Source organism: Pseudomonas sp. GW821-FHT04C07, assembly GCF_059420325.1.
In genome coordinates, this window is sequence record NZ_JBWKTM010000010.1 from 16967 (window position 1) to 40893 (window position 23927).

Consider the following 23927-nt stretch of genomic DNA (forward strand, 5'->3'; position numbering starts at 1 on the left):
TTGTCTCCCATTTCAACCCGCCCAGCCTCGACAGTTGCCCGCTGCAAGTCAAGGAACGGCGAAAAACCGATTGAAACAGTCTGCAACAAGGGCGGCGCCGGGCTCATCATTCAGGTGCAAATGATGGCCGCCGGGCAGCTGTTCACGGCTAAAGGGTAGACGCTCCAGCAATTCTGGATGTTGGGCCAGCATGCCATCCTCGGCGATCACCAGTTGGGTCGGGCAACTGATGCGCTGTACGAAGGCCATTGCCTGTTCTTCTGTCAGACGTAGCGGCGAAGCCAGGGTCAAACGGCTGTCGCTGCGCCAGGTATAGCCCCCAGGCACGGGCATGAGTCCGCGCTGGGCCAGCAACTCCGCAGCTTCGCGGCTGACGGCGACCAGGCCTTTCATTCGCGCTTCGATGGCGCGATCCAGCGTGCTGTAGACCGGTTTGCGTTTGTCTTGCAGATTCAGTTGAGCCTGTAGGGCCATACCCAGGCGTTCGGCGGCGTTTTCGCCTTTGGCGGTCGGAGGAATGACTCCGTCGATCAGCGCCAACTGCGTCACACGCTCAGGCAGAGCGCCAGCCAGCACCAGCGAAACAATCGCCCCCAGTGAGTGCCCGAGCAAGGCAAAGCGTTTCCAGCCAAGTTGCTCGGCGACTTGCAGCACGTCGTAAACGTAGTCCCACAGCGCGTAACCGGCACCCGGCGGTCGATGTCCGGAATGACCGTGCCCGGCCATATCCAGAGCAACGATGCGCAACCCCTTTAGCTTCGGCGCCAGGCGCGCGAAGCTGTTGGCGTTGTCCAGCCAGCCATGCAAGGCAATCACTGGCGCACCGTCCTCGGGGCCAAACAGATGCGCGGCCAGCTCGATATGCGGCAGGCTCAGACGAACTTCTTCAACAGGAGTTTTCATGCGCAACTCCGCTCACTGCGGCCTTCCCAGCGACTGAACAGACTCTTGAGCAGCGTGGCGGTGTCCTGTGGGCGTTCAAGGGGGAACATATGCCCGCCGGGCATGGTCAGCGACTCGCCGTGAGGCAACCGCCCCACCGAGCTTGCGTGATGGCGCATCACCACACGGCTCTGGCTTCCGCGAACCACCGCCAGCGGCACTTTCAACTGCCGTGCGCGGCCGGGACTGGTATGCGGGACGCCACGGTAGATGCTGATTTCCGTCGCCGGATCGAAACTCAAGCGCAGATGATCACCGACCTTGTGCAGACCATGTTGCAGGTAAGCGTCGAAACATTCCGGATCAAAGCCGCGAAACAGGGTTTTACCGGCGAAGTAGTGCCGCGCGGACTCCATATCAGCGAATTCTTCCCGCCGTCCCAGGGTTCGCCCGGCCGGGGTCAGCCGGTCGATAAAACCGAAGCGCTTGGCTGCGCGTATCACCCACTGATCAGCGCGGGTCAGCACTGGAGAATCAAGCATCACTACGCCGCGATAGAGCTGCGGGCAACGCAAAGCCGCATGCAGATGCAGGACGCCACCGAAGGAATGCCCGACACCCCACACAGGCGCAGGCTGCTGCTCAAGGTGATGAATCAGCTCATCCACCAGATTCTGCCAGTTATCGTCCACCGGGAACCGTGGGTCATGGGCATGCTGCGGCAAATGCGCGACGTCATATTCCGGCGCCAGCGCAGCGAACAACTTGCCGTACGTGGCCGAAGGGAAACCATTGGCGTGAGCAAAAAACACCTGCTGCGACATACCCGCGCATCCATAAACGAAATCAGGTATTGATTGTCCGCAAGACACTGCTCAACAGCAATGACCGTAACTGCCAGGAATGGTGACACTCAGGCCAACGCTATGGGCTTTTCAGCGGGCTGGAGGTGTTTCACCCAGCGGCACCACGGCCATGGTCAGCCGGGAGACGCAACTGGCCTTGCCTTCATCGCTGCTCAGGCGGATGTCCCAGACATGAGTGGTGCGGCCGATATGAATCGCTCGCGCTACCGCTGTCACCCGTCCGCTGCGCAACCCGCGCAAGTGATTGGCGTTGATTTCAAGCCCCACGCAATAGAACTTGCTGGCATCGATACACAGGAAACTGGCCATGGAGCCGACCGTTTCGGCCAGCACCACCGAGGCGCCGCCATGCAGCAAGCCATAGGGTTGATGGGTACGATGGTCGATGACCATGCTTGCAGTCAGGGACTCTTCATCAAAGGATTCGAAACGGATATCCAGTACTTCGCCAATGGTGTTTTTCTGGATCGCGTTCAGTTGTTCAATGTTGGGAGTGGTACGCCATAGACTCATTGCTACATCCTTTATGGGTTTTATATCGTGTCAATCCTGCCACAGCACCGCTTCGCAACGCTCGCTCCACTCCTGGAAGCGCGCGCCATAGGCAGTCTCGATCTCGTTGCGCTTGATTTTCAAGGTTGGAGTCAGGAAACCGTTTTCCACCGCCCAACTGTCTTTTACCACCACCAACCGACGCAAGCGTTCGTGTTGATCAAGCACGCCATTGACCTCTTCAAGCAAGGCTTCCAGGCTGGAATGCAAACCACTGCGAGCCGCACTGGCAGCATCTTGAAGGCCTACCGCCGACAGCACACACAGCCCCAGCGGCGCGCTCAAACCGTCACCAACCACACACACCTGCTCGATTCGTGAATGCACCGCCAGACGATTTTCGATCGGTGCCGGCGCAACATATTTGCCTTTGCTGGTCTTGAAGATTTCCTTGATCCGTCCGGTCAGCCGAAGATTGCCTTCGGCGTCCTCCTCGCCTTTGTCGCCGGTGCGCAGGAAACCATCTTCGGTGATGGTTTCAGCGGTTTTCTGCGGATCCTTGAAGTAACCGAGCATGGTCGCCCCGCTACGCACCAGCACTTCGCCCGACGGATCGATATGCACCTCGACTTCCGGACAAGGTCCACCGATCCAGCCTGGTTTGTGCGAGCCTCCACGACCGACGTGGGAATAGCCGCAATTCTCGGTCATGCCATAGACCTCCAGCACATCCAGACCGAGCCGTTGGTACCACTCAAGCAAGGTCTGTGGCACCGGCGCGGCACCGGACAAGGCAATGCGCAAGGCATCGAGCCCCAACCCGACAAGCACTTTGTGTCCTACCCACCGGCCAATGACCGGCAAGCCCAGCAGGAAATCCAGGCGTTTGGCGGGCATTTTGCTGTACACGCCCATCTGGAACCTGGTCCAGATCCGCGGCACACCGAACAGCGCGGTAGGCCGGGCGCGCTTCAGGTCAGTGAGGAAAGTGTCCAGGCTCTCGGCAAAAAATACCGTTTGCCCTGTGTAGATCGACGCCAGTTCGACAAACATTCGTTCGGCCACATGGCACAGCGGCAAGTACGACAGCAGTCGATCCGACGCCCCCAGACCAAACAGTTGCGTGCCGTGGGTGGTGGCGAAACCGAGATTACCGAAGCTATGCATCACACCCTTGGGCAGACCGGTGGTACCAGAGGTGTAAATGATCGTCGCCAATTGCGAGGCCGTGGGCAGCGGGTCGTCCTGAATGGGTGAACTGCGTTGCAAGTCGGCCCAGCTGAAATCGAACGCCCCTGGCGGACATAGCGGCAGACTGACGGTCGGCAATCCGGGCTTGACCCCGGACGCCATGCCCGGCCAGTCATCCAGCTTGCCGATAAACACCAGCGCCGACTCTGAATGTTCGAGCACCTGGGACACCGAGTCGGCTGTCAGGTTGGGATACAGCGGGACGGACACATGTCCGGCCATCCAGATCGCCAGGTCGGCGACGATCCAGTGCGCGCAGTTTTTTGAAATGATTGCGACGTGACTGCCGGGCGGCAGCTCCCGTGCACGGAGCCAGTGAGCTGCACAGCGGGCCTGATGGCCGACGTCGGACCAGCTCAGGGTTTCGACCTGCCCGCCACCCAGTGGCTGAACCAGAAAACGCTGGCGGGGATGACGAGCTTCACGCTCGTAGAACACTTCCAGCGGCAAACGAAAAGTGCGAGACATACGCCCCCTCCCTTTTTTTTATGTGGAGGCAAGCGTAGTCAACCAAGCAGTTGCTTGGTTGACTATTTCACAGAGAAGTCAGGGAGCAGAAGTCATGAACCTGTGGCGAGCGGGTTCGACTTTATGCTTACGGATGTTTGACACTCTTGAGAGTCATCAAACCCGCCAGCGGCCAGTCACCTTCGAGTTCGGCGAGGCCAGCGGTGCCCACCCGCTGCAGTTCGCGCCAGTGACCGTGTTGCAGATAGGCAATCAGGTTGCTGACCAGCGGGTTATGGCTGACCAGCAGCACGTTGTCCAACGAGTCGAGCTCATCCACCACCGCCGGCGGATCGTTGTCGGGAGTCAGCCACTTCACGGTGTGGACCTCAGGCTCGAAGCCCAGGGCTTCGCGCACCAATTGCGCGGTCTGCTGCGCCCGAGTGTAAGGGCTGGCGTAGATGGCGCTGATCGGTTGGCCGATCAGCTGCGCAGCGCTGCTCAGCACTTCCTTGCGGCCATTCTCGGTCAGGTTGCGCTCGGCATCGCTGCCGGCGTTGGGCTCGGCTTCACCGTGACGCAGCACCCAGAGTTTCATAGCTTCGGCTCCTCATCCCGTGCCGGATGCGGTGCAGGCGGTACGGCATGCGGCGCTTCGCCTTCGGGTGCGCGGGGGGTCGGCCAATCGGCGAACGGCCAGGGTTTCTGGTCACTGTGGAAACTGCCGAAGCGACCGATCTGCGCCAGGAACTGGCTCAGGCTGTCGCCGAAATTCATCAGGCTGGCACTCGGCGCACCGTAGATCAGCCGGTAAATGAGTTGCACCAGCACCACAGCGCCGAGGATGAATTGTGCCACTTGCCAGACCAGCACATACACCAGCATCCACATCACACGCAGCAAAATGGACTCGTATTTGGCTTCGTTCTTTGGATCGTTCATGTCTCGCTCCTTGTCGTGCTCAATTGAAACCACTGGTGGAGATAAAGTCGACATCGGTTTTCGGCTCGCCGCGCATCAACAACTCGATAATCTGGTTGAGCGTGCGCCCTTCGAACAAAATCGCATGCAACCCGGCGACCAACGGCATGTAGACCCCCAACTCCTGAGCCTTGACCTTGAGCACCTTGAGGGTGTTGACGCCCTCGGCGACTTCACCCAAACGGGTCACGGCGTCCTCCAGGCTCAAGCCCTGGCCAAGGGCAAAGCCCACTTGATAATTGCGGCTCTTGGGTGACGAGCACGTGACAATCAAGTCGCCAACCCCGGCCAGGCCAAGAAAGGTCATGGGGTTTGCGCCCTGACTGACCGCGAAACGGGTCATCTCCGCCAATGCCCGAGTGATCAGCATACTCTTGGTGTTTTCACCCATGCCCAATGCTACGGCCATGCCGGCAATGATCGCGTAGACGTTTTTCAGTGCCCCGCCCAACTCCACACCAAATCGGTCGGCGCTGGCGTAAACGCGGAAAGTACGGCCATGCAGCGCCGCCTGGACGCGCTGGCAGAGTTCTTCGTCTTCACTGGCGACCACCGTAGCGGTCAATGCGTGCTCGGCCACTTCCCGGGCCAGGTTCGGCCCGGACAACACGCCGATTCGTGCTTGCGGAGCGATTTCTTCAAGAATCTCGCTCATCAACTTGAAGGTCTGTGCCTCAATGCCTTTGGTCAGGCTGACCAGCAGTTTGCCGCTCAGGCGCTCGGCATGGGGAGCCAACACCGAGCGCAACGCGCTGGATGGTAACGCCACGAAACACAAATCGCAGTCGGTCAGCGTCGCCAGCAGGTCAGTGACCGGCTCCACCGCAGGGTGAACCTTGATGCCCTTGAGGTAGCGCGGATTCTCGCGGTGCACCCGAATGGCCTCGGCCTGTTCAGGGTCACGCATCCATTGGCGCACCTGGTGACCGTTCTCGGCCAGCAAATTGGCCACGGCGGTACCAAAACTTCCGCCTCCCAGGACCGCAATAGGGCGCTGTTCAGTCATATGCAATCCGTTAATCCATACCAGTGGCGATGCCCGCATTATACGGGGCAGCCTTCAGGCGGCCAGCCCCACAATCAATTACCGCTAGATGCCGGGATCTGACTGTCTCGACCTATGAATGGCGGGGGTTATCGACTGGAAAACCCGCCCAGCTCGGTTAACATGCCCGCCTATTACCTGCTATCAAGGCTGTGCCGTGTACCTTGGCCCTTCCAATCCACCCTCATCACTGGTCCTGGCGCTGATGTTCAGCAACCCGCTGTTGGCCGACGATCTGCTTCTTGACAACCGGCCACTGCCGCAAGTGTTGACCGCTACACGCCTGAAACAGTCGCCAGCGGCAGTTCCCGACAGTATGACGATAATCGACAGTGAGCTGATCAAGACCAGCGGCGCCCGGGATATCAGCGAACTGTTGCGCCTGGTGCCCGGGATGATGGTCGGCAGTATCAGCGGCAATCAGGCCACGGTGAACTATCACGGTACCAACGCCAGCGAAGCGCGGCGCATGGAGAATTACACCGCTACACAAGCTCCACGCGGGATGCCGACGGAACGGGCTCTGGCCAATCAGGTCCTGGAGCAATGGAAAGGTGGCGCCAGGCAAACCCTGTGCGGCGATATCGACCAAAGCACCCGTGAATCACGCTACGATCTCGAACTGCAGGACACCCTGAGCCTGTCCGATAGCCTGCGGCTGGTCAGCGGGATGAACAATCGTTATGACAAGGCAGACTCCGAGACCTATTTCAATGGCACCCTCGACGACACCATCTGGCGCTTATTCGATCAGCTTGAGTGGAGAGCAAGCGAGCACTGGCTGCTCCAGGGCGGTGCCATGTTCGAAGACACCCGGTTGACTGGCAGTTCGCTGACTCCGCGGGTGGCGGTCAATTATCTGATCAACCCGCGCCACGGCCTGCGCGCCGTGTATTCAGAAGCCATCCGTTCGCCTGACATGTTCGAGAACAACGTCAACTGGAGTTATCAGGTCACCAACCTGAACCCCAAAGCCTACGGACAATCCAGCGCCCAATACTTTGTCAAGACTCGCGGCCCGGGCGATCCCGAAAAAGAACGCATGCGTTCGCGAGAATTGGGTTACAACGGCTTTTTTGCCGATATCGGGCTGACCGTCGACATGAAGCTGTTCTACGACGAAATAACCGGAATGATCAGCGAACCGCTGCGTAACAACCAATACATCGCCAGCAACTCGAACGCCTCACGTTTCTCAGGCACCGAAACCCAGCTCGACTGGCGGATGAGCGCCACGTTCTCTACTTCAGCGCGGAGTTAGAGTTCTAGCATGGATGAACGTCCGTCACAGGAGACACCAGCCCCTGGCCATCTGCTCAGATCAGTGTGCCTGGCCTTTGTCTGCCTATTCGCAAGCGTTACGGTCCGGGCCGCCGACATTTTGCTGACCGGTGCCGAAGATAGCCCCGGCGTGCAGTCCTTCACTCAAGCCTTGAGCCAACTGCGTCCCAAAGACACGGTGCACTTCAGTTCGCTGACTGAACTGCCTGCGCCGAGCAAACTGCCATCAGGCACACGACTGATCCTGCTCGACCTGCCGAGCCTGGACTGGCGCCTGCAAGACGCCCAGGGACCGGCCACATTGGTACTGCGCATCAGTCGGCTGCAAGCACGGCAACGTCTTGGCAACAGCTTGCCTGCCCGACTCAGTCTGCTGTGGAGCGACCCTCCACTGGACCGGCAACTGCGCCTGGCCCAGAGCATCCTGCCGCAAGCCCGGCGAGTTGGCGTGCTCTATCACAGCCACAGCGAATTTCTCTTGAAAGAACTGCGTCAGGCCGCACAACCGCTGGGGCTGGAAATCGTCGCCGAACGATGGGACAACACCAGTGACAGCCGCCCGCTTCAGGCATTGCTGAAAGACAGCGACGTGCTACTGGGCCTCGACGATTACGACCTGTACAGCCCGAAAACCGCGAAAAATCTGCTACTCAGCAGTTATACCCGGCAACGGGCGCTGATCGGCCCCAATGCCGGCTTCGTCAAGGCCGGTAGCCTGGCCAGCACCTACAGCGATCAAAACGACTGGCTGGCCACTCTCGACACCCTGCTCGACCGCCCGACCGCCAGCTGGCCGCGCGCACTGTATCCGCAACGATTCAAAGTATTGAGCAACCCGCAAGTGGCACGCTCACTGGGCATCGAACCGATTGACGAACAGTCTGTCGCGACCCGGTTGGCCGAAGGAGAAAACCGCCCATGACCTTCCGTCGTCGTTGGGACATCAATACCCGCACCCAGATCATCAGCCTTGGCCCGGCCTTGCTGCTGACATTGCTGCTGATCAGCTTCTTTACCTTCGTGCGGATTCAGGATTTGCGCCAGGAGCTGAACCACACCGGACAACTGATCGCCAACCAACTGGCGCCGGCCACCGAATACGGGGTGATTTCCGGCAACAATGAGGTGCTCGAGAGCTTGTTGAAAGCCACCCTGACGATCTCACATGTGCGTTTTCTGGAAGTACAGGACAGCACCAACAACATACTGGTGTACGTCGAACAGCCCTCGGAAACTGTCAATCGATCGCAACAGGTCGAAGTATTCCAGGCGCCAGTACGCTTGCAACGGATCAAGCTCAACAATGATTTCTTTCAGGACGGCAGTTCACCGGCCATAGCACCTGCCGAGGACTATCTGGGTCGGGTGATCGTTGGTATGTCTAACGATGCCTTCAGTCAGCGCCAGCAGGGAATCCTGCTCAAGGCCGCAATCCTTGCGTTGTTTGCCTTGTTGTTCACCTTCCTGCTCGCCCGCCGCCTGGCCGCACGCCTGTCGCAGCCAATCAGCGCCATGGGTAACGCGGTCAAGGCCATTCAACAGGGCGACTACAGCACCCCGCTGCCGATCGTCGACGATGCCGAACTTGGCAGCCTGTCACGGCATATCAACAACCTCGCCGCCGGTCTCGAGCAAGCCAGCCGCGAACAGCATCAGGCGATGGCCCAACTGATCCAGACCCGCGAAGAAGCGGAAAAGGCCAACAACGCCAAATCCGACTTCCTGGCCATGATGAGCCACGAACTGCGCACGCCAATGAATGGCGTGCTGGGCATGCTGCAATTGCTCGAAACCACCGAGATGACAGAGGAACAGGTCGAATACGCGGCACTTGCCTCAGAGTCCACCGAACACCTGCTCAAGGTGATCAACGACATACTCGACTTCTCGCGCATCGAGCGTGCCGCGCTGGAACTGGAACATATCCCGTTCAACCTTGCCGATCTGATCACCAGTTCCGCCCAGGCATTCCAGCACAGTGCGGTGCAGCGCGGCCTGAGCCTCGAGCTGAGGATCCCGGCCGGCATGGAGTCGCTGCAGGTTCAGGGCGATCCGACGCGAATCCGGCAGATCCTGGTCAACCTGATCGGCAATGCGCTGAAATTCACCGAACAAGGCAGCGTGACAATTGAACCGCAATGGCAATCTCTGGACCATCAGGTGCTGTGGTTTACCTGCAGCGTGCGTGACAGCGGCATCGGTATCCCGGAGCAAAGCCTGGAGCTGATGTTCAATGCGTTTCAACAGGCCGACAGCACGATTTCCCGACGCTATGGCGGCACCGGGCTTGGTCTGCCGATCGCCCGTACACTCGCCGAGCGGATGGGCGGCACTCTGCGCGCCCGGAGCGAGGAGGGACGCGGCTCGGTCTTTACTCTGGAGATACCGTTGGCGCTGTATCAACAAAGCTTGCCGGCACTGACAACGCGGGTACCGTCAGGACATACCCATGGCGAGGGTCGCAATGTGTTGCTGGTCGAGGATAATCCGGTCAACCGGACGGTGATCGAGGCAATGCTGCGCAGTCTGGGCTTTACCGTCAGCGTCGCCACCGACGGCGCACAAGCCATTCGCAGCGCTGAGAGCCTGATATTCGAAGCAATTCTGATGGACTGCCGGCTCCCGCTTATCGACGGCTATGAAGCCACCCGCCAGATCCGCCAACTGCCGGGTTGCGCCGAGCTGCCGATCATCGCCCTGACAGCCAATGCCTTGCAGGGAGACCGTGAAGCCTGTCTTGACGCCGGAATGAATGATTATCTGGCCAAGCCGTTCAAACGTGCTGATTTGCAGCAAATTCTGCAACGCTGGGTGCACTAGGGTCTGTTGACGTTTGGTGACAACCGCGACGGCACCAAACGTCAACAGACCCTGGCACAGAGGTTTCGACGATCTGCGACTGGCGTGAAATGCGAAAGTGCGGCAGTCTTAGGCACCCAAACAGGCCCTGAAACGCGCCTGAATAAAATTTTCAGTGCACAAGTGTACATTCATACCCTTTGTGCTGTGACTTTCACTACAACGCAATAGTCTATGAGTAGGCTGTCGATTCGAGGCATGAACGCTTCGATCGGTCGGGAAGATTTGCCCCACCCTGCCGCATGGGACTATTGAGGAGCTCGCATGACCAAACAAAACGCCTTTACCCGGGAAGATCTGCTGCGCTGCAGTCGCGGTGAGCTATTCGGCCCAGGTAACGCGCAACTGCCCGCCCCGAACATGCTGATGGTGGATCGCATCACCCATATCAGCGCAGAGGGTGGCAAGTACGGCAAAGGTGAATTGGTCGCCGAGCTGGATATCAATCCGGACCTGTGGTTCTTCGCGTGCCACTTCGAAGGCGACCCGGTGATGCCTGGCTGCCTGGGCCTGGATGCCATGTGGCAACTGGTCGGTTTCTTCCTGGGCTGGCAAGACCTGCCAGGCCGTGGTCGCGCATTGGGTTCAGGAGAGGTAAAATTCTTTGGCCAGGTCTTGCCGACTGCCAAGAAAGTTACTTACAACATTCAGATCAAACGCGTCATGCGCGGCAAGCTGAACATGGCCATCGCCGATGGTTCTGTCACCGTCGACGGTCGCGAGATCTACACCGCCGAAGGCCTTCGGGTCGGCGTATTTACTTCCACTGACAACTTCTAAGGGTTATCCGCATGCGCCGCGTCGTTATCACTGGTCTGGGCATCGTTTCGTGCCTGGGCAATGACAAAGAGACCGTCTCCGCTAACCTGCGTGCAAGTCGCCCTGGCATCCGTTTCAATCCGGAATATGCCGAAATGGGTCTGCGTAGCCAGGTTTCCGGCTCCATTGACCTTAACCTCGAAGAGCTGATCGATCGCAAGATCTATCGCTTCGTCGGCCACGCAGCGGCTTACGCTTACCTGGCCATGAAAGATGCCATCGTCGACTCCGGCCTGACCGAGGAGCAAGTCTCCAACCCGCGTACCGGCCTGATCGCCGGTTCCGGCGGCGCGTCGACCCTCAACCAGATGGAAGCGCTGGACATCCTGCGCGAGAAAGGCGTCAAGCGTGTCGGCCCATACCGCGTTACGCGGACCATGAGCAGCACGGTTTCCGCTTGCCTAGCCACACCCTTCAAGATCAAGGGCCTGAACTACTCTATCGCTTCTGCCTGTGCCACCAGTGCTCACTGCATCGGTACTGCCATGGAACAGATCCAGATGGGCAAGCAGGACATCGTTTTTGCCGGCGGCGGTGAAGAAGAACATTGGAGCCAATCGTTCCTGTTCGACGCCATGGGCGCACTGTCCAGCCAGTACAACGACACCCCGGAAAAAGCTTCCCGTGCTTACGATGCCAAGCGTGACGGTTTCGTCATCGCTGGCGGTGGCGGCATGGTCGTGGTTGAAGAGCTGGAACATGCTCTGGCTCGCGGCGCGAAGATCTACGCGGAAATCGTCGGCTACGGCGCGACCTCCGACGGCTACGACATGGTCGCTCCAAGCGGCGAAGGCGCCATCCGCTGCATGCAGATGGCCATGTCCACCGTCGACGCACCGATCGACTACCTGAATACCCACGGCACTTCGACTCCGGTCGGCGACGTCGCGGAAATGAAAGGCGTACGTGAAGTCTTCGGCGACAAGGCTCCAGCCATCAGCTCCACCAAGAGCCTGTCCGGTCACTCCCTGGGCGCCGCTGGCGTTCACGAAGCGATCTACTGCATGCTGATGATGGAAGGCAACTTCATGGCGGGCTCCGCCAACATCGACGAACTGGATCCGGAAGTGGCTGACATGCCAATCCTGACCAAGACTCGCGAAGACGCCACCATCAATACCGTGATGAGCAACAGCTTCGGTTTCGGTGGCACCAACGCCACCTTGGTACTGAAGCGCTGGCAGGGTAAGTAAGCCCTCGCCGTCTCGCCACATAAAAACGCCCCGACTGGTTCGGGGCGTTTTTTATTGGGCGGGTTTTAGCTGTTACTTCAGACTTGACTTATTCCGGCTGCGACGGTCAGGTGCTTGCCAAGGTTTGGTGCACAACCTGGTGCGCTGAACGGAGAATGTGGCGGACGAATCTGTGGACAGAGCGAAAAAAGCTGTTGAGTACAGGAAAAATACGTCTGTGATGCGCAAAAGCGCTTTGAAAAAGTGCAATTCAAAGGGCTGCGTGATTTAAGCGAAGCCAAGATTTTATTTACACTCGGACCGCCGAATGTTGCACCCAAAACGGGGAAGGCATCAACTTTCGCCGGCTAATTCAGACCTTAAAGAATTGTCTCATCCTCCAATGCTATCGAAACGATTAAAAAAACCATAAACAACTCTGACGACAAAAAATAACGTGACCGTCACTACAGCAAAAAACACCGAAACGAATAAGGTTATTCCATTGTAAAGCGCGTCTAATGCGACAGAAGCGAATACAATCATTGGCAAGGTTGCCACAAAAAAATACAACAACGTTTTTGAGTAAAAAGTCGCAGGAAGTAACGCAAACGTAAAAAGGGATGAGTGAATATAGTCCACCGGCAAATCACGCTGGGTAATGAAAGAGAAGGAGTTGAGTGCCAAAAGAAAAGTAACACTGGCAACCACCCCAATCACCAGCGCAAATAAATAAAGCCCAGTGTTAAACACGTTAACAAAAAATGGATGAAAATCAATCCTGTTTGAAATGAGACAGATGACAAACAATAAAAGCATGACCAAAAGGTAATAGACTTGACACCACCTTAACAGTATTAATACAAGCAAATTGATAGGCCGCACCAGCAAAGTATCAATTCTTCCTCGAGTTAGTTGCCGAAAGAAGCCTGTAATTGCCGAGCTAAAAAAATTTACAAGTAAGCTCCCCAACGCATATGACATGAAAAAAATCAGCAGCCAATTGGCATTTTTTTCTTCAGTGACAACAAATGAGCTTATGACCTCGAAAAAGACGAACTGCAGGCTGTAAAGCGTGAGGAGCGCCAAAACTCCGCCGAACAAGTTAGTCTTGTATCTCAGCTCTTCTTTTGCCGAGTTTTTAATCAGGTTGAATATGTGCATTTAACCTCCCGCTCCCGAATACTTGTTGCTGGCAAACTTAAACGTCACCTTACAGACCACTAGCATGATTGAAAACCAAAGAATATAAAGGCATAAAAGCTCCAAACCCAACTCACTACTTGGACGCAATAAAAACTCTGCCGGCCCACTGATTATCAGGCGAAAGGGATTATATTGCATTAAAGGCTGGAGGTAGGCAGGCCAATATGCAATGGGTAAAAGGGTTCCACCAATTACGCTCGCCAGAACAACTTGAAAGCTGAGAGTCATATCAGGTCGAGTCAACCAAAATGTAGACAGCGACATCAAAAAGCCCAGCAAAAAACAAAAGAACAAATTTACCAAGCTCAATACAATGAACCCCAAGGGACCAGACCATCCCGAGCCCAAAAATATAACAAATATAGCGATAATCACTATGGGAATATAATAGAGAATACTTTCACCGAGAAAAAGAAAGAGATTGTATTTAAAATAGCTGATAGGCTTTATAAAAATACCTTCTAATTGTCCTTCATGCACATGGCCGGACACTCGAAGAATAAGATCGTAGGAGTTATTTAAGCGATTGAGCGCTAACACAGCAACATAATAGAGGTATGTTTCTTCCAGGCTGTATTGCGGCAGCGAATCAGTGTTCGCTCCCTCATAGACAAAACTCCAAATTGCAAATTGTATGAAAAAAGGTACACCTGTGGCGATTACAAGATCCGTAATCAACATTGACCTATCTCTATACACCGAGAGCAGACCCGTTTGCACAAGTTTAAAATAAGCTGCACTATTCACGAGTCACTCACCAGACCATGTTTTGAAAAGATTCACGACATTGCTCTCAAAGTCCAGAGGTGAGACCTCTAGATCATAAACACCGCCCTGAAACATATCGAAAACTGAACCTAAATACACCTTGGGGATAAGGTAGGTCGTTTGATTTGACCCATCGTTGAGGATACTTATGTTTTGAAATTCTCTGACGGCCTTTTTGAACACTAGAAGGCCGACCTCGCTCTGGGTTGCATCCTGAGTACTGACGGTTAACTTTACGTTGGCTTTAAAATTTGCGCTTAATTCGCTCATCGAACCATCAAAACGTATTTTGCCTTTATCGATGATAATGGCATCATCACAGCAGGACTCAATATCTCCCAAATCATGACTTGTAAGAAATACGGAAAGGTTGTCTATCTTTCTTTTATAATTTAGATACTTCCGTATCTCGTATTTGGATGTAACATCAAGCCCGACAGTGGGCTCATCCAAAAAAATTAGTTTTGGGGAATGTAAAAGATTCAATGTAAGCTCGCACTTCACGCGCTCACCTAAACTAAGATTACGTACCGGTTTATGAAGGACTTTGCTGAGATTCAACGCCTCAGTGAGTTCCGCGAGACGCTCACGGTAATCGCTATCTTTAACATTGTAAATTTTACTATACGTGTCGAAGCTTTTTATGACTGGCAGATCCCACCACAGCGATGTTTTATGACCAAACACAACACCTATTTTATTGAGAAAGCCTTTCTCACGAAGGCTTGGGTCGTAGCCAAGAACCCTCACGGAGCCTGAGGAAGGCTTTTGTATTCCACACAAGATCTTTATTAAACTAGACTTACCTGCCCCATTAGGTCCAATAAACCCGACAGCGGCGCCTTTTTGAACAGCAAAATCTATCGAGTTAAGTGCCTGGAAAGTCTCATATTCTGGTTTTATTAATTGCTTGCACCACCCCCCAATACCTACTGTCTCCCTGGCCAAAAAATAATTTTTGTTGACTGACGTTACGCTAATCAAACTGTCCATAAGGGGCCTATAGTTTCTTAGTCAAGTATGGTGGCATACACTGCAGATACCATTGCGTATCAAGGAGTGGTTGGGGATATATTGTTACTCTGAGGGGTGACATCTTTAAACATTCCGTTTGCAATCTCATAAAAACGAGTTCCAATATTTTCAATAAATCTAATATCATGAGAAACAACTATCGCTGCTGGATTAAGACGCTGTATTTCGCTTTCCAGCATTTCTTGAGAGCTTATATCCAAATGATTGGTCGGCTCATCTAAAATCAAAAAGTTCGGATTACTTAAGCGCAGTGTCAACATGGCAAGGCGTGCGCGCTCACCGTAGCTAAGCTGCCCAATTTTCTTTTGAGACTCCTGGTAAGAAAAGCCTGAAGAGGCGAGCCTATTAATAGCTTTCTGTTGGTCGAGCTCAAAATTCTCAGTAACAAACTCTAAAATTTTAGCCTCCAGCGGTAATGAAGAAAATTCTTGATCAAGAACACCTATTTTTACAGAAGGGCCAAGTTTGATACTGAGGTTTGTGTTGGAAAAAATTGTTTTGAGCAAAGTACTTTTACCACAACCATTCGCTCCAGAAATAACCAATCGATCACCTCTGTTTACTATCAATGAATTGATAGTAAACAATAAGGCACCCTCAGCTGAATGCAACTTCAACCCGTCGATGTGTATAAGTTTTTTAGCGTTGAATTCTTCAACTTCCAAGGTGATTTCTTTTTTAAGTGACATGTGCTTCTCTGGCACCGCAGCCTCGAGACTTTTAATTCGCCTCTCCATTTGCTTAGCCTTTTGCAACGCCCTATCACTATAGTTATTCACCCCTAACTGACGTTGGAACTGCGCGCTTTTTTTCAATCTGTGAATTTCATTCATGGCTTCAATTCGGGAGTTTGAAGCGGCCTGTTTTTGTTCTAGAAGTAACTTTCTAGCCTGTGTAAATGAGACACTAAAATGAGAAAAGCATCTATCATGGAGAAACAACGTACTTTGGGTTACCGAGTCTAAAAAATCCCGATTGTGACTGATCACCGCAAATGCAGGGATGACATGACTGTCTCTAAGTAGACGAATGATGTTTGCGATATGAGTCTGGTCCAAATGATTTGTGGGTTCGTCTAGTAACAGTAAATCAGGCTCTAGAAGAACCGCCCTGGCAATCATCAGCACTTTTTTCCAGCCACCGCTCAGCTGACTGACAAGCAGAGGCCGAAAGGGCATTGGAAAGTTGAACAACTCAAAGATATATTCCGCTTTCCATTTATCAGTAACAGGGTCAGATAAGCAGTTCTCCAAAATTTCAAAGGCCGTTGATTCATTCCACTGATCGGGAAAGCCCTGCTCTACATACTGACAACGCAGACCTCTTGAGTGGGTAATATTGCCTTCATGATCATCCAACTGCTTTGCAATACAGCGAAGCAATGAGCTTTTTCCTGATCCGTTATCGCCAACAATACCTAAGCTATCGCCACTATTGATGGACAAATTAAGATTCGAAAAAAGCGATTTTCCATTAAAGGACAACGATAGGTTTTCTAGCTTAACCAGTGACATAACTAATTTACTTCCCACTCTCGCACGAGGCTTTTACGTTTATACGATTTTTGCTCGGGCATTATTTCAAGCTCCTGATGCAACAGTGTAATAGAGTAACCAAACAAGTGAGATAACCGATCTCTTAAATGTTGCAATATTTCCGCCATACTTTTATAGGGCATACCAACATAGCACGTGATCAACTCAATTGTTTCCGCGTCTTTTTGTATTAAACGGAACTTTTCTAATGTCTTGTCTGGTGTAATTAAGATATCGTCTACAGCAGCAAGAATAGACGCACTTGGGACAAGTTTATGTTCGCGAGTACGGAAAGCATCATCTCGTCTACCGTTAATCTCATCGAGTGATGTACAGGCGCTGCCACATTCGCAACTTCCTTGAAGCACGGTTTTTCTGGCGATATCACCATGATCAAATCTTATCAACGGCATTAACTCATTATTGAGATCCGTACAAATGACAGTACCAAAATCTTGCTCATCGGCATTTACAATCTCGAGGTACACACCATCTTCAATGACATGGTAATGACCATGGGCGCATTGTATTGCAATGAGCCCAATTTCTTCAGAGCTGTATTCGTCGAATATAGGAATGCCTAAAGCCTTCGAATAATACGACCGTTCAAGCTGCGTGCTGGATTCAGAGTTGGTTAAAATCGCCTCAACGCCACTCAGTTTTAATTCTGTCTTATGCTGAAGTATTAGTGGGAGATAACTGGGTAATATTATGAGCAGTCTGGGGCGCAAAAAAAGCAGATGTTCGCCCAGCGGTGTGTCCGGGAGTAAATCGGGTAATTGAAAGGTTCTATAATCTCCTTGAAGTGACGAAAACGCCAACCCTGAGTGATGAAGTACATAAATCCAGTCGTTTTTTTGCAAGGGGGTTTTCAAGCATGAATTATAAAAACGCATCACCTGAACATGGTCCAGAATGATATCGTCGTCATCGCTGTAAACTGTAAACGGCTTTCCGCTTGAACCGGATGTACGTGATGTATGAGCTTGCTCAAGACGCTCCGGAGCGTTCACTCTGTGGTTTGCGTCAAAACTGTTGAGAAGGGTTTTGTTTATTATGGGGAGTTGCTCAAAGTCCGAGAAGCTTGAGATACCTCCAACTTCGTAACCTGCAGCCCCATAAAGCTCACGGTAAAAAGGAACGTTTCTGTACGCATTATCGATTAGTTTTTTTATTTTCAACAACTGGAATTTTTTTATTTCCATTTCTGACTTGCATAAAAACCCGCTCATCAACTCCGATTTTTTTGACCAAAACTCCAAGGCTTTGCCTTGCAATTTATAACTATCTGTTCGAGGCCTTAACGCTTGTGCTGCCAGTTGCTTTATCAGTGCTATGTTGCCGTCTTCTAGTTGTGAACTATAGATTTTTCCCAAGATTTCAAAATTACTCATTGAAAAGCCTATCTGTATTTAGATTGCGATGATCTATTGTTTGCGACAGTTGACCATATTGAACCAATCGACTGTCGAAACACTTAAAAAGCTCTCGCCTCTGTTTTTAGATGTATCGGAGGATCAGCGCCATCATTAGAGTTAACGTATTCTTTGTAGCTAGCGCGATGTTTCTGGCATGGTATTTTTTCTCAACTTTCCATACGAAAAATTCGAGGAGACATAACTGATCGCTGTAAGGACTCAGAGTCAATAAAGACTGGCCGGTAGCGACTGCTCTCCAGATTTTCTTTCATTTCACTTACTGACAATTTATGAGTGTTAGCGTGCCCGACCAACCACACCCAATCTTGTTCATCGACCTCAAAATAGGTAACATGCTCAAAAACCTCGTTCATTCGCTTCCAGGATTTTTTAAGCGTTTCACATCGCCATAAACATGAGTTTCCTGCTTGCGTAATAAAAGCCCCGGTTGGCGTTAACAAATGTCTTATTTGTGTCCAAAATTCAACCTCATATAGCGCTTGTGTATTAATACCTTCATCGGGTATATCCATTACCACCAGATCGTAGGTGTTGCCTGCATTGATTTCTGACTGAATAAAGCGGTATCCGTCATCAATGATGATCCGGATCGATTCCGTACCCGCGAGATAAAGCTCGACATCTTCCGGCGTATACCCGTAAGGAAGATACTTACTGCAGGCTTTCAGGCAGTCCTCATCGATATCAACATGGATGATCTGTTCGACGCCGGCTTGTTGCAGAATATCAATAGCAACCCCTTCAGAGGAACCTATGACCAGCGCTTTTTTCGGCAATGTCGCCATGCTGAGTAATGCGGGCATTACTTGCCCTTCGTGGTAAGCCAGTTGGCTCAACTCCGAGCTTTGTCTCTCGTTATCACAGAACAGAGTAGCGCCATGGGCAGTATTAACAATTTTCAATGTTTGGAATGCTGTTTTCTGTTCGAAAATGGTTTCATAAATTTCCCATACACGAGATACTCCCTTTGAAATCGGCTCGATATGTAACATAGGTTCGATATTGCTGTTCATGTTATATACTCTCCTCATCTGGCGATGACTCCATGGTGTTCGATAATTTATTTCAACCACGAAACTTATTTAGGACGACTGCGCATTCAGGTGTCTTGGAATAACTCTTATATTGAATTCTTTCGCATTCAGGAATTCACAAATGTATCGAAACGCGCGATCAGGATCACATTGCTCACCGCAGGTGAAGATGTCGAGAAATAGAGACCCGCGCTCAGGATAGGAGTGAAATGAGGCATGGGACTCTTCAAGGAGCAATAGAACGGTTACGCCTTGAGGAATAAACTTCTTTCTGATTTGCCCACAAACGGTTGCTCCCGATTGTTTCACAGCAGTATTGAGTATCTCGGTTAGACGCTCTATATCATCCAGTTGGGAGGGTTCTAGATTGTGTAACTCACCGAGTAAATGTTTTCCAATGATAGTGTCAGCTTTTTTCATCTATAACCTCTAGAAAGATTGATGGCGAAAGCAAATTTACGGACAGCAGGTATATAAATAAAGTCAAAAAAAGATAAAAAATATTTCAGCCATATTTTGATACTAAGAACTCCTGCTCTCTGATTAAACTCGGGGTGAATGTACTCAGTGCAGCGACGATAGCGTGCTAGTTATAATGCTGATTAATTGTAGACTCTCAAGTGCCCGCAAAAAACGAGATGCGTTGTTACCGTAAGTGAACGTTATGATAAGCAGCCCAGATATCACTAATAATCGGGAGCAGGTGCATGCACCTTGTCTTTTAGAAATGAGCGCACCTATGTACACGACTCATGGCTTTATCTCCTCAAGCGCAAACTCACGGACCAACGCCGCTGCCCGAGCAAATATTTTATTGACGGCGTTCTGTTCTTGGGCCGCCAAGTGCGAGGTGACAATCAAACTCTGGGGGGGTAGAGAAAGTAGGCCATGTGGATCATCATGTTGCCCTTTATTATCTACCCATTCATTGTAATAGCCATCAATAAAACAGAACGCCGCTTTGTTGCTCTGGAGATAGTCTTTAAGTGCCGCCGGACAAATTATTTTCGAACTGGACATATTGAAAATCGATAGCGTTGGCGACGCGTTCTTTAGCACAGCCCCGTTAATAAGGTGCCTGGTTTCAGGGCATCCAGTCACATGAATGCATAGCACATCAGCCGTTTTAACAATATCCTTCAGAGAACTGTATCGTAAACCCAGTGACGCCTCCAGATCGACTTTCCGGCTTCTAGACCAGTAATGCATGCTTCTACACCCTCGCATGTGAAGATTGCGAGCCATTTCACTACCAATGGCGCCCATTCCAACAAAACCTATATTCAGGTTCGACAATGAAGGCCTAGGTGTTTGAATCCAGCGGGTACCCTCTTTGACACACTCGACACTTTCAAATACTTTTGCTAAACAGCCAGTGATCATGGCCAGCGTAAACTCTGTCACTGCCTGACAATTCATGTTTGGCGTATTGGCTAATCGAATGCCTTTTTTTGTCGCATGCTCTATGTCCACGAAGCTGGCGATACCGGTTCCCATCACTATTAAGTTCTCTAGCCGAGCGGCGGCGTCAATCAGGCCAGCAGATAAAAACTCCGGTCCCCCCAGAATATAGTCTTGCACGCCAGGTAAGATGTCTAGAATTTGCTGCTCATCAACTGGACATCGAATATGAACGAGTTCGAAGCCGCTTGGAAATTCGTTTTCCCCAATATCAAAATCCCCTGTAACCAGAACCTTTCTCATTCTAGAATCTCCGCTAAACACTCTTTTTTTGAAGCCTTGAACGCCTCAAGATCTGTTAACGCTTGTTTTAAACGCGAAATCGAAAAACCGAATTGCGCATCCGGTTTCATGAGAGCAATCCTGATACGGTTATGCCCAGAGACATGATGGCTGTTCCAGTAAAAGTATCTACCTGGCAAGACAGCCACATCATACTTGGCAAGATAATCAGTCAGTTCGAGATCAGAAAGACCCGTTCTCTCGATGTTGAGCCAGATGACCGTCATTGTGGAGTCTGGCGCCACCGTCTCAATTGTGACCAAGGAGTTTGCGAGCTCTGACTGTGCGATCTCAATATTTTTAATGACGATTGAATGCATGTAAGAAAGCCCACCATTTTTCAGGGTCGCATCAATAAATGCGATGATCACTCTCAATGAAAAATTTGAGCAACACAGGTACACTTCCTCATAAATATTCCGGATATCACGAGCCAAATCTGCACTATATGAAAGTAGGCTGGCCTTGGTATCCAACGTCGGCCATTGCTTGCCCGTATCTTCCAGAATGACAAATGACAAGCCTTTATCATTAAGAATTGCGTACTCGTCTATGCTAGTCTGGTGGCAGAACCGGAAAGAGGTGTCGAGTATCAAGACCACATCGCGCCGATAGCACATATCAATAATATTCGACATCACGACAGCATCAATAACAAACCCCGTTGGATTATTGGGATTAACCATGAACAAGGCGTCGAGCTGCTTATCCTGGACAAACTCTTCCAGTAAAACCAGATCGGTAAATACAACTTCAGGAATGGCCTCGAGCGCTACTTCCCTACGCCGCAACAATTGAGCAAGGTTATCAAATGTCGGTTCAACGAGCCCGACCTTGTAGTTCATTGACCGCGCCCACGCACCGACGATATCTATGCTATTGGACGCGGTGGGACAAACCGAAAAATATTCGTGTCTCCTCAAACCGTCCAGGGCAAAGTATTCTGCAAATTTATTTTTGAAAAGCTTCTCCATTTCCGGGATGGGAATTTCGACTGCGGAATCCCACAACTCAGGTAACTCCAACAATACAGAATTAAAATGCGTCTTCGCCGAAATATAACTATGGCCATCCGCAAGATTGTATTGGGCAGACAAGCCAAAGACTTCAAGCTCGGTCAAATTATTATTCTTGTGATCAGGTAGAGTTTTCATTTAAGATTATAGCTCCGCTCGGCGGCTTATATTTGGGATATGCAACGCTCTTCTTATCAAATCATTATTCGACGGATTGAACACAAACATATAAGGATTAGATATACATAAAAAGAGATTACTGAAAAAAATATTTTCAATTGCTGAACGAATTGTTGAACGCATTCACTCCAAACATTACCCATGGGTTTTTTCCATGCCGTTTGAATTGCTTGAAATCATCGAGGGAAAAAATGCCGTTAAAACAGTCGGTGTGACTCAGGGACGTTAAGATTTCATTATAGTTTTTCGTAGGAGCGTCAGGAAACGCCAGTTTACGGCGCTGCGCTATTTCAGGAGGTAGCACGCTGGTAAAGGCTTGTCTCAAAGGCGCTTTTTCAACCCCGTCAATTATTTTTTCTTTTGCCGATAAACTTATGGCAAGACTTGTGACGCTTCTGTCCAAGAAGGGAAGGCGTACTTCGACGGATGAAGCCATGGACAGTCGATCTTCATGGCAGAGCATAGCTCGGAGGTGATTTTTTATTGAAAATTGTGTAAGTACTTCTAATGGATCTTCATCCGTCGTGTCAGGTAGGTGCTCCTCAATGAGCGTTTTTATTTCTGAATGGGTAAGGATCAGACCCAGTCCCGACTTAATGGCTTTCTCGAAATAATATTCCTGCCATTGATGATTAAGTATCGCGTCGCATTGAGTAGGAAAATCGTAGTGCTGGTTGTAGCCACACCAAAACTCATCTGCCGCCTGACCGTTTAGTGCAACACGCAGCCCCTTTTCTGACACCGTTTTGTAGAGTAAATACTGAGAGATATAAACCTGATCTAAAAGGGGCTCTTCCAAAGAGTAGGTAACTTTAGACAGCAGATTTTTCCCATCATCTTGAGAGACGCAAACTGGCTGTAATGTTGTATTTTTTAGGGTGCTTACCAGTTTTTTTGCACTGGAAAAATCCTCGCTCTCAGTTCCTTGATAATAGGCTGTGAACGCTTTGATGTTGACAGTCTGTTTATCAAGCAGGGTTGTGATTATACTGCTGTCCAATCCACCCGATAAAATCACAGCAGACGGAAATCTAACAGGGATCTGGCTTTTAACCGCGCAAGACAATGCGTTTACAAGGCCCTCGTCGGTATAACAGACCTGAGCAGTGGAATTTATTTTTAAATATTCGACTACTTTCCCGTTCGAATCTACGGCATAAATCATACCGGGCTCAGAATGATGGACATTTTCAAAGTAAGTTTCATCGCGAGGAGCATAAAAACCGAAGATAAAATCTTGCCACACGCGTTTGATATTCGTGTTCAAACAGACACCGGGGATGTGCGAGAGTGCTTTGGACTCCGAACTGACGGCTACCATTCCGCTACTCGTCTGCGTCCAGACCAGTTGCTTTTCTCCATACGGGTCGCGCCCAAATAACAGAATATTCTGTTTGCTGTCGAAAATTACGAATGCATAGCAACCTGTTATTTTACTCAGATAGCTCAGACCAAAATGATATATTGCCTTGATTAGCACTTCACTATCAGAAGTGGTCGCCAGGGTCGCACCCCTTAAAATTAAATCCCGCCTTATCTCTGCTATATTATATACTTCCCCATTATAGGTCATCCTCAAATGCTCAAACTTAATAGGTTGTTGGCTTTTTTGAGGCGTATCAGCAATCGCTAACAGTGTGTGCCCAAGGGCGATTTTTTTATCGTCCGAAATGTAGCTACTATTAAAGTCCGGTCCTCGATGATTTAGCTCTGCAATTGCTTTTTCGATGTAATCGAGTTGTATGTCGGCAGCTGGAGAGTACACAGCGAATATTCCACACATTAGTGTTTTCTCTTTTTAGGGTTTCTCTAGGAGTTGTGCGTATGTAGAATCGTGTTGTGCTCGTCTAGAGACAAGAGTGAAACGAAGCGTCGT

21 protein-coding genes and 1 pseudogene are annotated in these 23927 nt (G+C 51.1%); 5 read left to right on the forward strand and 17 right to left on the reverse strand.

All coding sequences use genetic code 11. The annotated features are described in order from the left end of the window. Positions 1 to 48: 48 nt before the first annotated feature. From AC07UI_RS18585 to AC07UI_RS18615, 7 genes are all read right to left on the reverse strand, one after another. Complete coding sequence (locus tag AC07UI_RS18585; RefSeq protein ID WP_494993885.1) at positions 49 to 903, reverse strand: alpha/beta hydrolase; 855 nt, start codon at positions 901 to 903, stop codon at positions 49 to 51. Continuing rightward, positions 900 to 1706, reverse strand: a complete 807-nt coding sequence (locus tag AC07UI_RS18590) for an alpha/beta fold hydrolase (RefSeq protein WP_494993886.1) — start codon at positions 1704 to 1706, stop codon at positions 900 to 902. The genes AC07UI_RS18585 and AC07UI_RS18590 overlap by 4 nt, the downstream gene beginning before the upstream one ends. A 111-nt stretch (positions 1707 to 1817) precedes the next feature. Then, positions 1818 to 2261: a hotdog fold thioesterase gene (locus tag AC07UI_RS18595; RefSeq protein ID WP_494993887.1), complete on the reverse strand. Its 444-nt coding sequence runs from the start codon at positions 2259 to 2261 to the stop codon at positions 1818 to 1820. Between the two features lie 30 nt (positions 2262 to 2291). Beyond that, positions 2292 to 3959, reverse strand: coding sequence for an AMP-binding protein (locus AC07UI_RS18600; protein WP_494993888.1), 1668 nt, complete (start codon positions 3957 to 3959; stop codon positions 2292 to 2294). 127 nt (positions 3960 to 4086) lie between these two features. Further along, positions 4087 to 4536, reverse strand: coding sequence for a phosphohistidine phosphatase SixA (gene sixA / locus AC07UI_RS18605; RefSeq protein ID WP_494993889.1), 450 nt, complete (start codon positions 4534 to 4536; stop codon positions 4087 to 4089). Beyond that, positions 4533 to 4880 carry a DUF4389 domain-containing protein gene (locus AC07UI_RS18610; RefSeq protein ID WP_494993890.1) on the reverse strand — a complete coding sequence of 116 codons (348 nt, stop codon included), beginning with the start codon at positions 4878 to 4880 and terminating at the stop codon, positions 4533 to 4535. Before AC07UI_RS18610 ends, sixA begins: the two co-directional genes overlap by 4 nt. A 19-nt stretch (positions 4881 to 4899) precedes the next feature. Beyond that, positions 4900 to 5925, reverse strand: coding sequence for an NAD(P)H-dependent glycerol-3-phosphate dehydrogenase (locus tag AC07UI_RS18615; RefSeq protein ID WP_494993891.1), 1026 nt, complete (start codon positions 5923 to 5925; stop codon positions 4900 to 4902). Positions 5926 to 6121: 196 nt separating this feature from the next. Between AC07UI_RS18615 and AC07UI_RS18620 the strand changes: the two are divergent. The 5 genes and pseudogenes from AC07UI_RS18620 to fabB form a co-directional block, all read left to right on the forward strand. Next, positions 6122 to 7198 (forward strand): annotated as a pseudogene (locus AC07UI_RS18620) (TonB-dependent receptor domain-containing protein); the annotation flags it as partial. Between the two features lie 36 nt (positions 7199 to 7234). Continuing rightward, positions 7235 to 8167: an ABC transporter substrate-binding protein gene (locus AC07UI_RS18625; protein ID WP_494993892.1), complete on the forward strand. Its 933-nt coding sequence runs from the start codon at positions 7235 to 7237 to the stop codon at positions 8165 to 8167. Beyond that, a complete protein-coding gene (locus tag AC07UI_RS18630) occupies positions 8164 to 10065 on the forward strand; it encodes an ATP-binding protein (RefSeq protein WP_494993893.1) in 1902 nt (633 codons plus the stop codon). Before AC07UI_RS18625 ends, AC07UI_RS18630 begins: the two co-directional genes overlap by 4 nt. Positions 10066 to 10368: 303 nt before the next feature. Further along, complete coding sequence (gene fabA, locus AC07UI_RS18635) at positions 10369 to 10884, forward strand: 3-hydroxyacyl-[acyl-carrier-protein] dehydratase FabA (RefSeq protein WP_494993894.1); 516 nt, start codon at positions 10369 to 10371, stop codon at positions 10882 to 10884. Positions 10885 to 10895: 11 nt separating this feature from the next. Then, positions 10896 to 12116 (forward strand): beta-ketoacyl-ACP synthase I, encoded by a 1221-nt coding sequence (fabB, locus tag AC07UI_RS18640; protein WP_494993895.1) that lies wholly within the window; start codon positions 10896 to 10898, stop codon positions 12114 to 12116. A gap of 372 nt (positions 12117 to 12488) precedes the next feature. Here fabB and AC07UI_RS18645 read toward each other — a convergent pair whose 3' ends face one another. From AC07UI_RS18645 to asnB, 10 genes are all read right to left on the reverse strand, one after another. Then, positions 12489 to 13259 (reverse strand): ABC-2 family transporter protein, encoded by a 771-nt coding sequence (locus tag AC07UI_RS18645; RefSeq protein ID WP_494993896.1) that lies wholly within the window; start codon positions 13257 to 13259, stop codon positions 12489 to 12491. Further along, entirely contained in the window at positions 13260 to 13982 is a 723-nt protein-coding gene (locus AC07UI_RS18650; protein WP_494993897.1) for an ABC-2 family transporter protein, read from the reverse strand. 69 nt (positions 13983 to 14051) lie between these two features. After that, positions 14052 to 15062 carry an ABC transporter ATP-binding protein gene (locus tag AC07UI_RS18655; RefSeq protein WP_494993898.1) on the reverse strand — a complete coding sequence of 337 codons (1011 nt, stop codon included), beginning with the start codon at positions 15060 to 15062 and terminating at the stop codon, positions 14052 to 14054. Positions 15063 to 15121: 59 nt separating this feature from the next. Beyond that, entirely contained in the window at positions 15122 to 16618 is a 1497-nt protein-coding gene (locus AC07UI_RS18660) for an ATP-binding cassette domain-containing protein (RefSeq protein ID WP_494993899.1), read from the reverse strand. Between the two features lie 2 nt (positions 16619 to 16620). Further along, positions 16621 to 18033 carry a phenylacetate--CoA ligase family protein gene (locus AC07UI_RS18665; protein WP_494993900.1) on the reverse strand — a complete coding sequence of 471 codons (1413 nt, stop codon included), beginning with the start codon at positions 18031 to 18033 and terminating at the stop codon, positions 16621 to 16623. A gap of 191 nt (positions 18034 to 18224) precedes the next feature. After that, positions 18225 to 19091, reverse strand: coding sequence for a spermidine synthase (locus tag AC07UI_RS18670; protein ID WP_494993901.1), 867 nt, complete (start codon positions 19089 to 19091; stop codon positions 18225 to 18227). A 69-nt stretch (positions 19092 to 19160) separates the two neighbouring features. Further along, complete coding sequence (gene speD / locus AC07UI_RS18675; protein WP_494993902.1) at positions 19161 to 19532, reverse strand: adenosylmethionine decarboxylase; 372 nt, start codon at positions 19530 to 19532, stop codon at positions 19161 to 19163. 330 nt (positions 19533 to 19862) lie between these two features. Continuing rightward, entirely contained in the window at positions 19863 to 20816 is a 954-nt protein-coding gene (locus tag AC07UI_RS18680) for a 2-hydroxyacid dehydrogenase (protein WP_494993903.1), read from the reverse strand. After that, on the reverse strand, positions 20813 to 22009 hold the full coding sequence (locus AC07UI_RS18685; protein ID WP_494993904.1) for an aminotransferase class I/II-fold pyridoxal phosphate-dependent enzyme: 1197 nt from the start codon (positions 22007 to 22009) through the stop codon (positions 20813 to 20815). The genes AC07UI_RS18680 and AC07UI_RS18685 overlap by 4 nt, the downstream gene beginning before the upstream one ends. 136 nt (positions 22010 to 22145) lie before the next feature. After that, positions 22146 to 23834, reverse strand: a complete 1689-nt coding sequence (gene asnB, locus AC07UI_RS18690) for an asparagine synthase (glutamine-hydrolyzing) (protein WP_494993905.1) — start codon at positions 23832 to 23834, stop codon at positions 22146 to 22148. Positions 23835 to 23927: the final 93 nt, after the last annotated feature.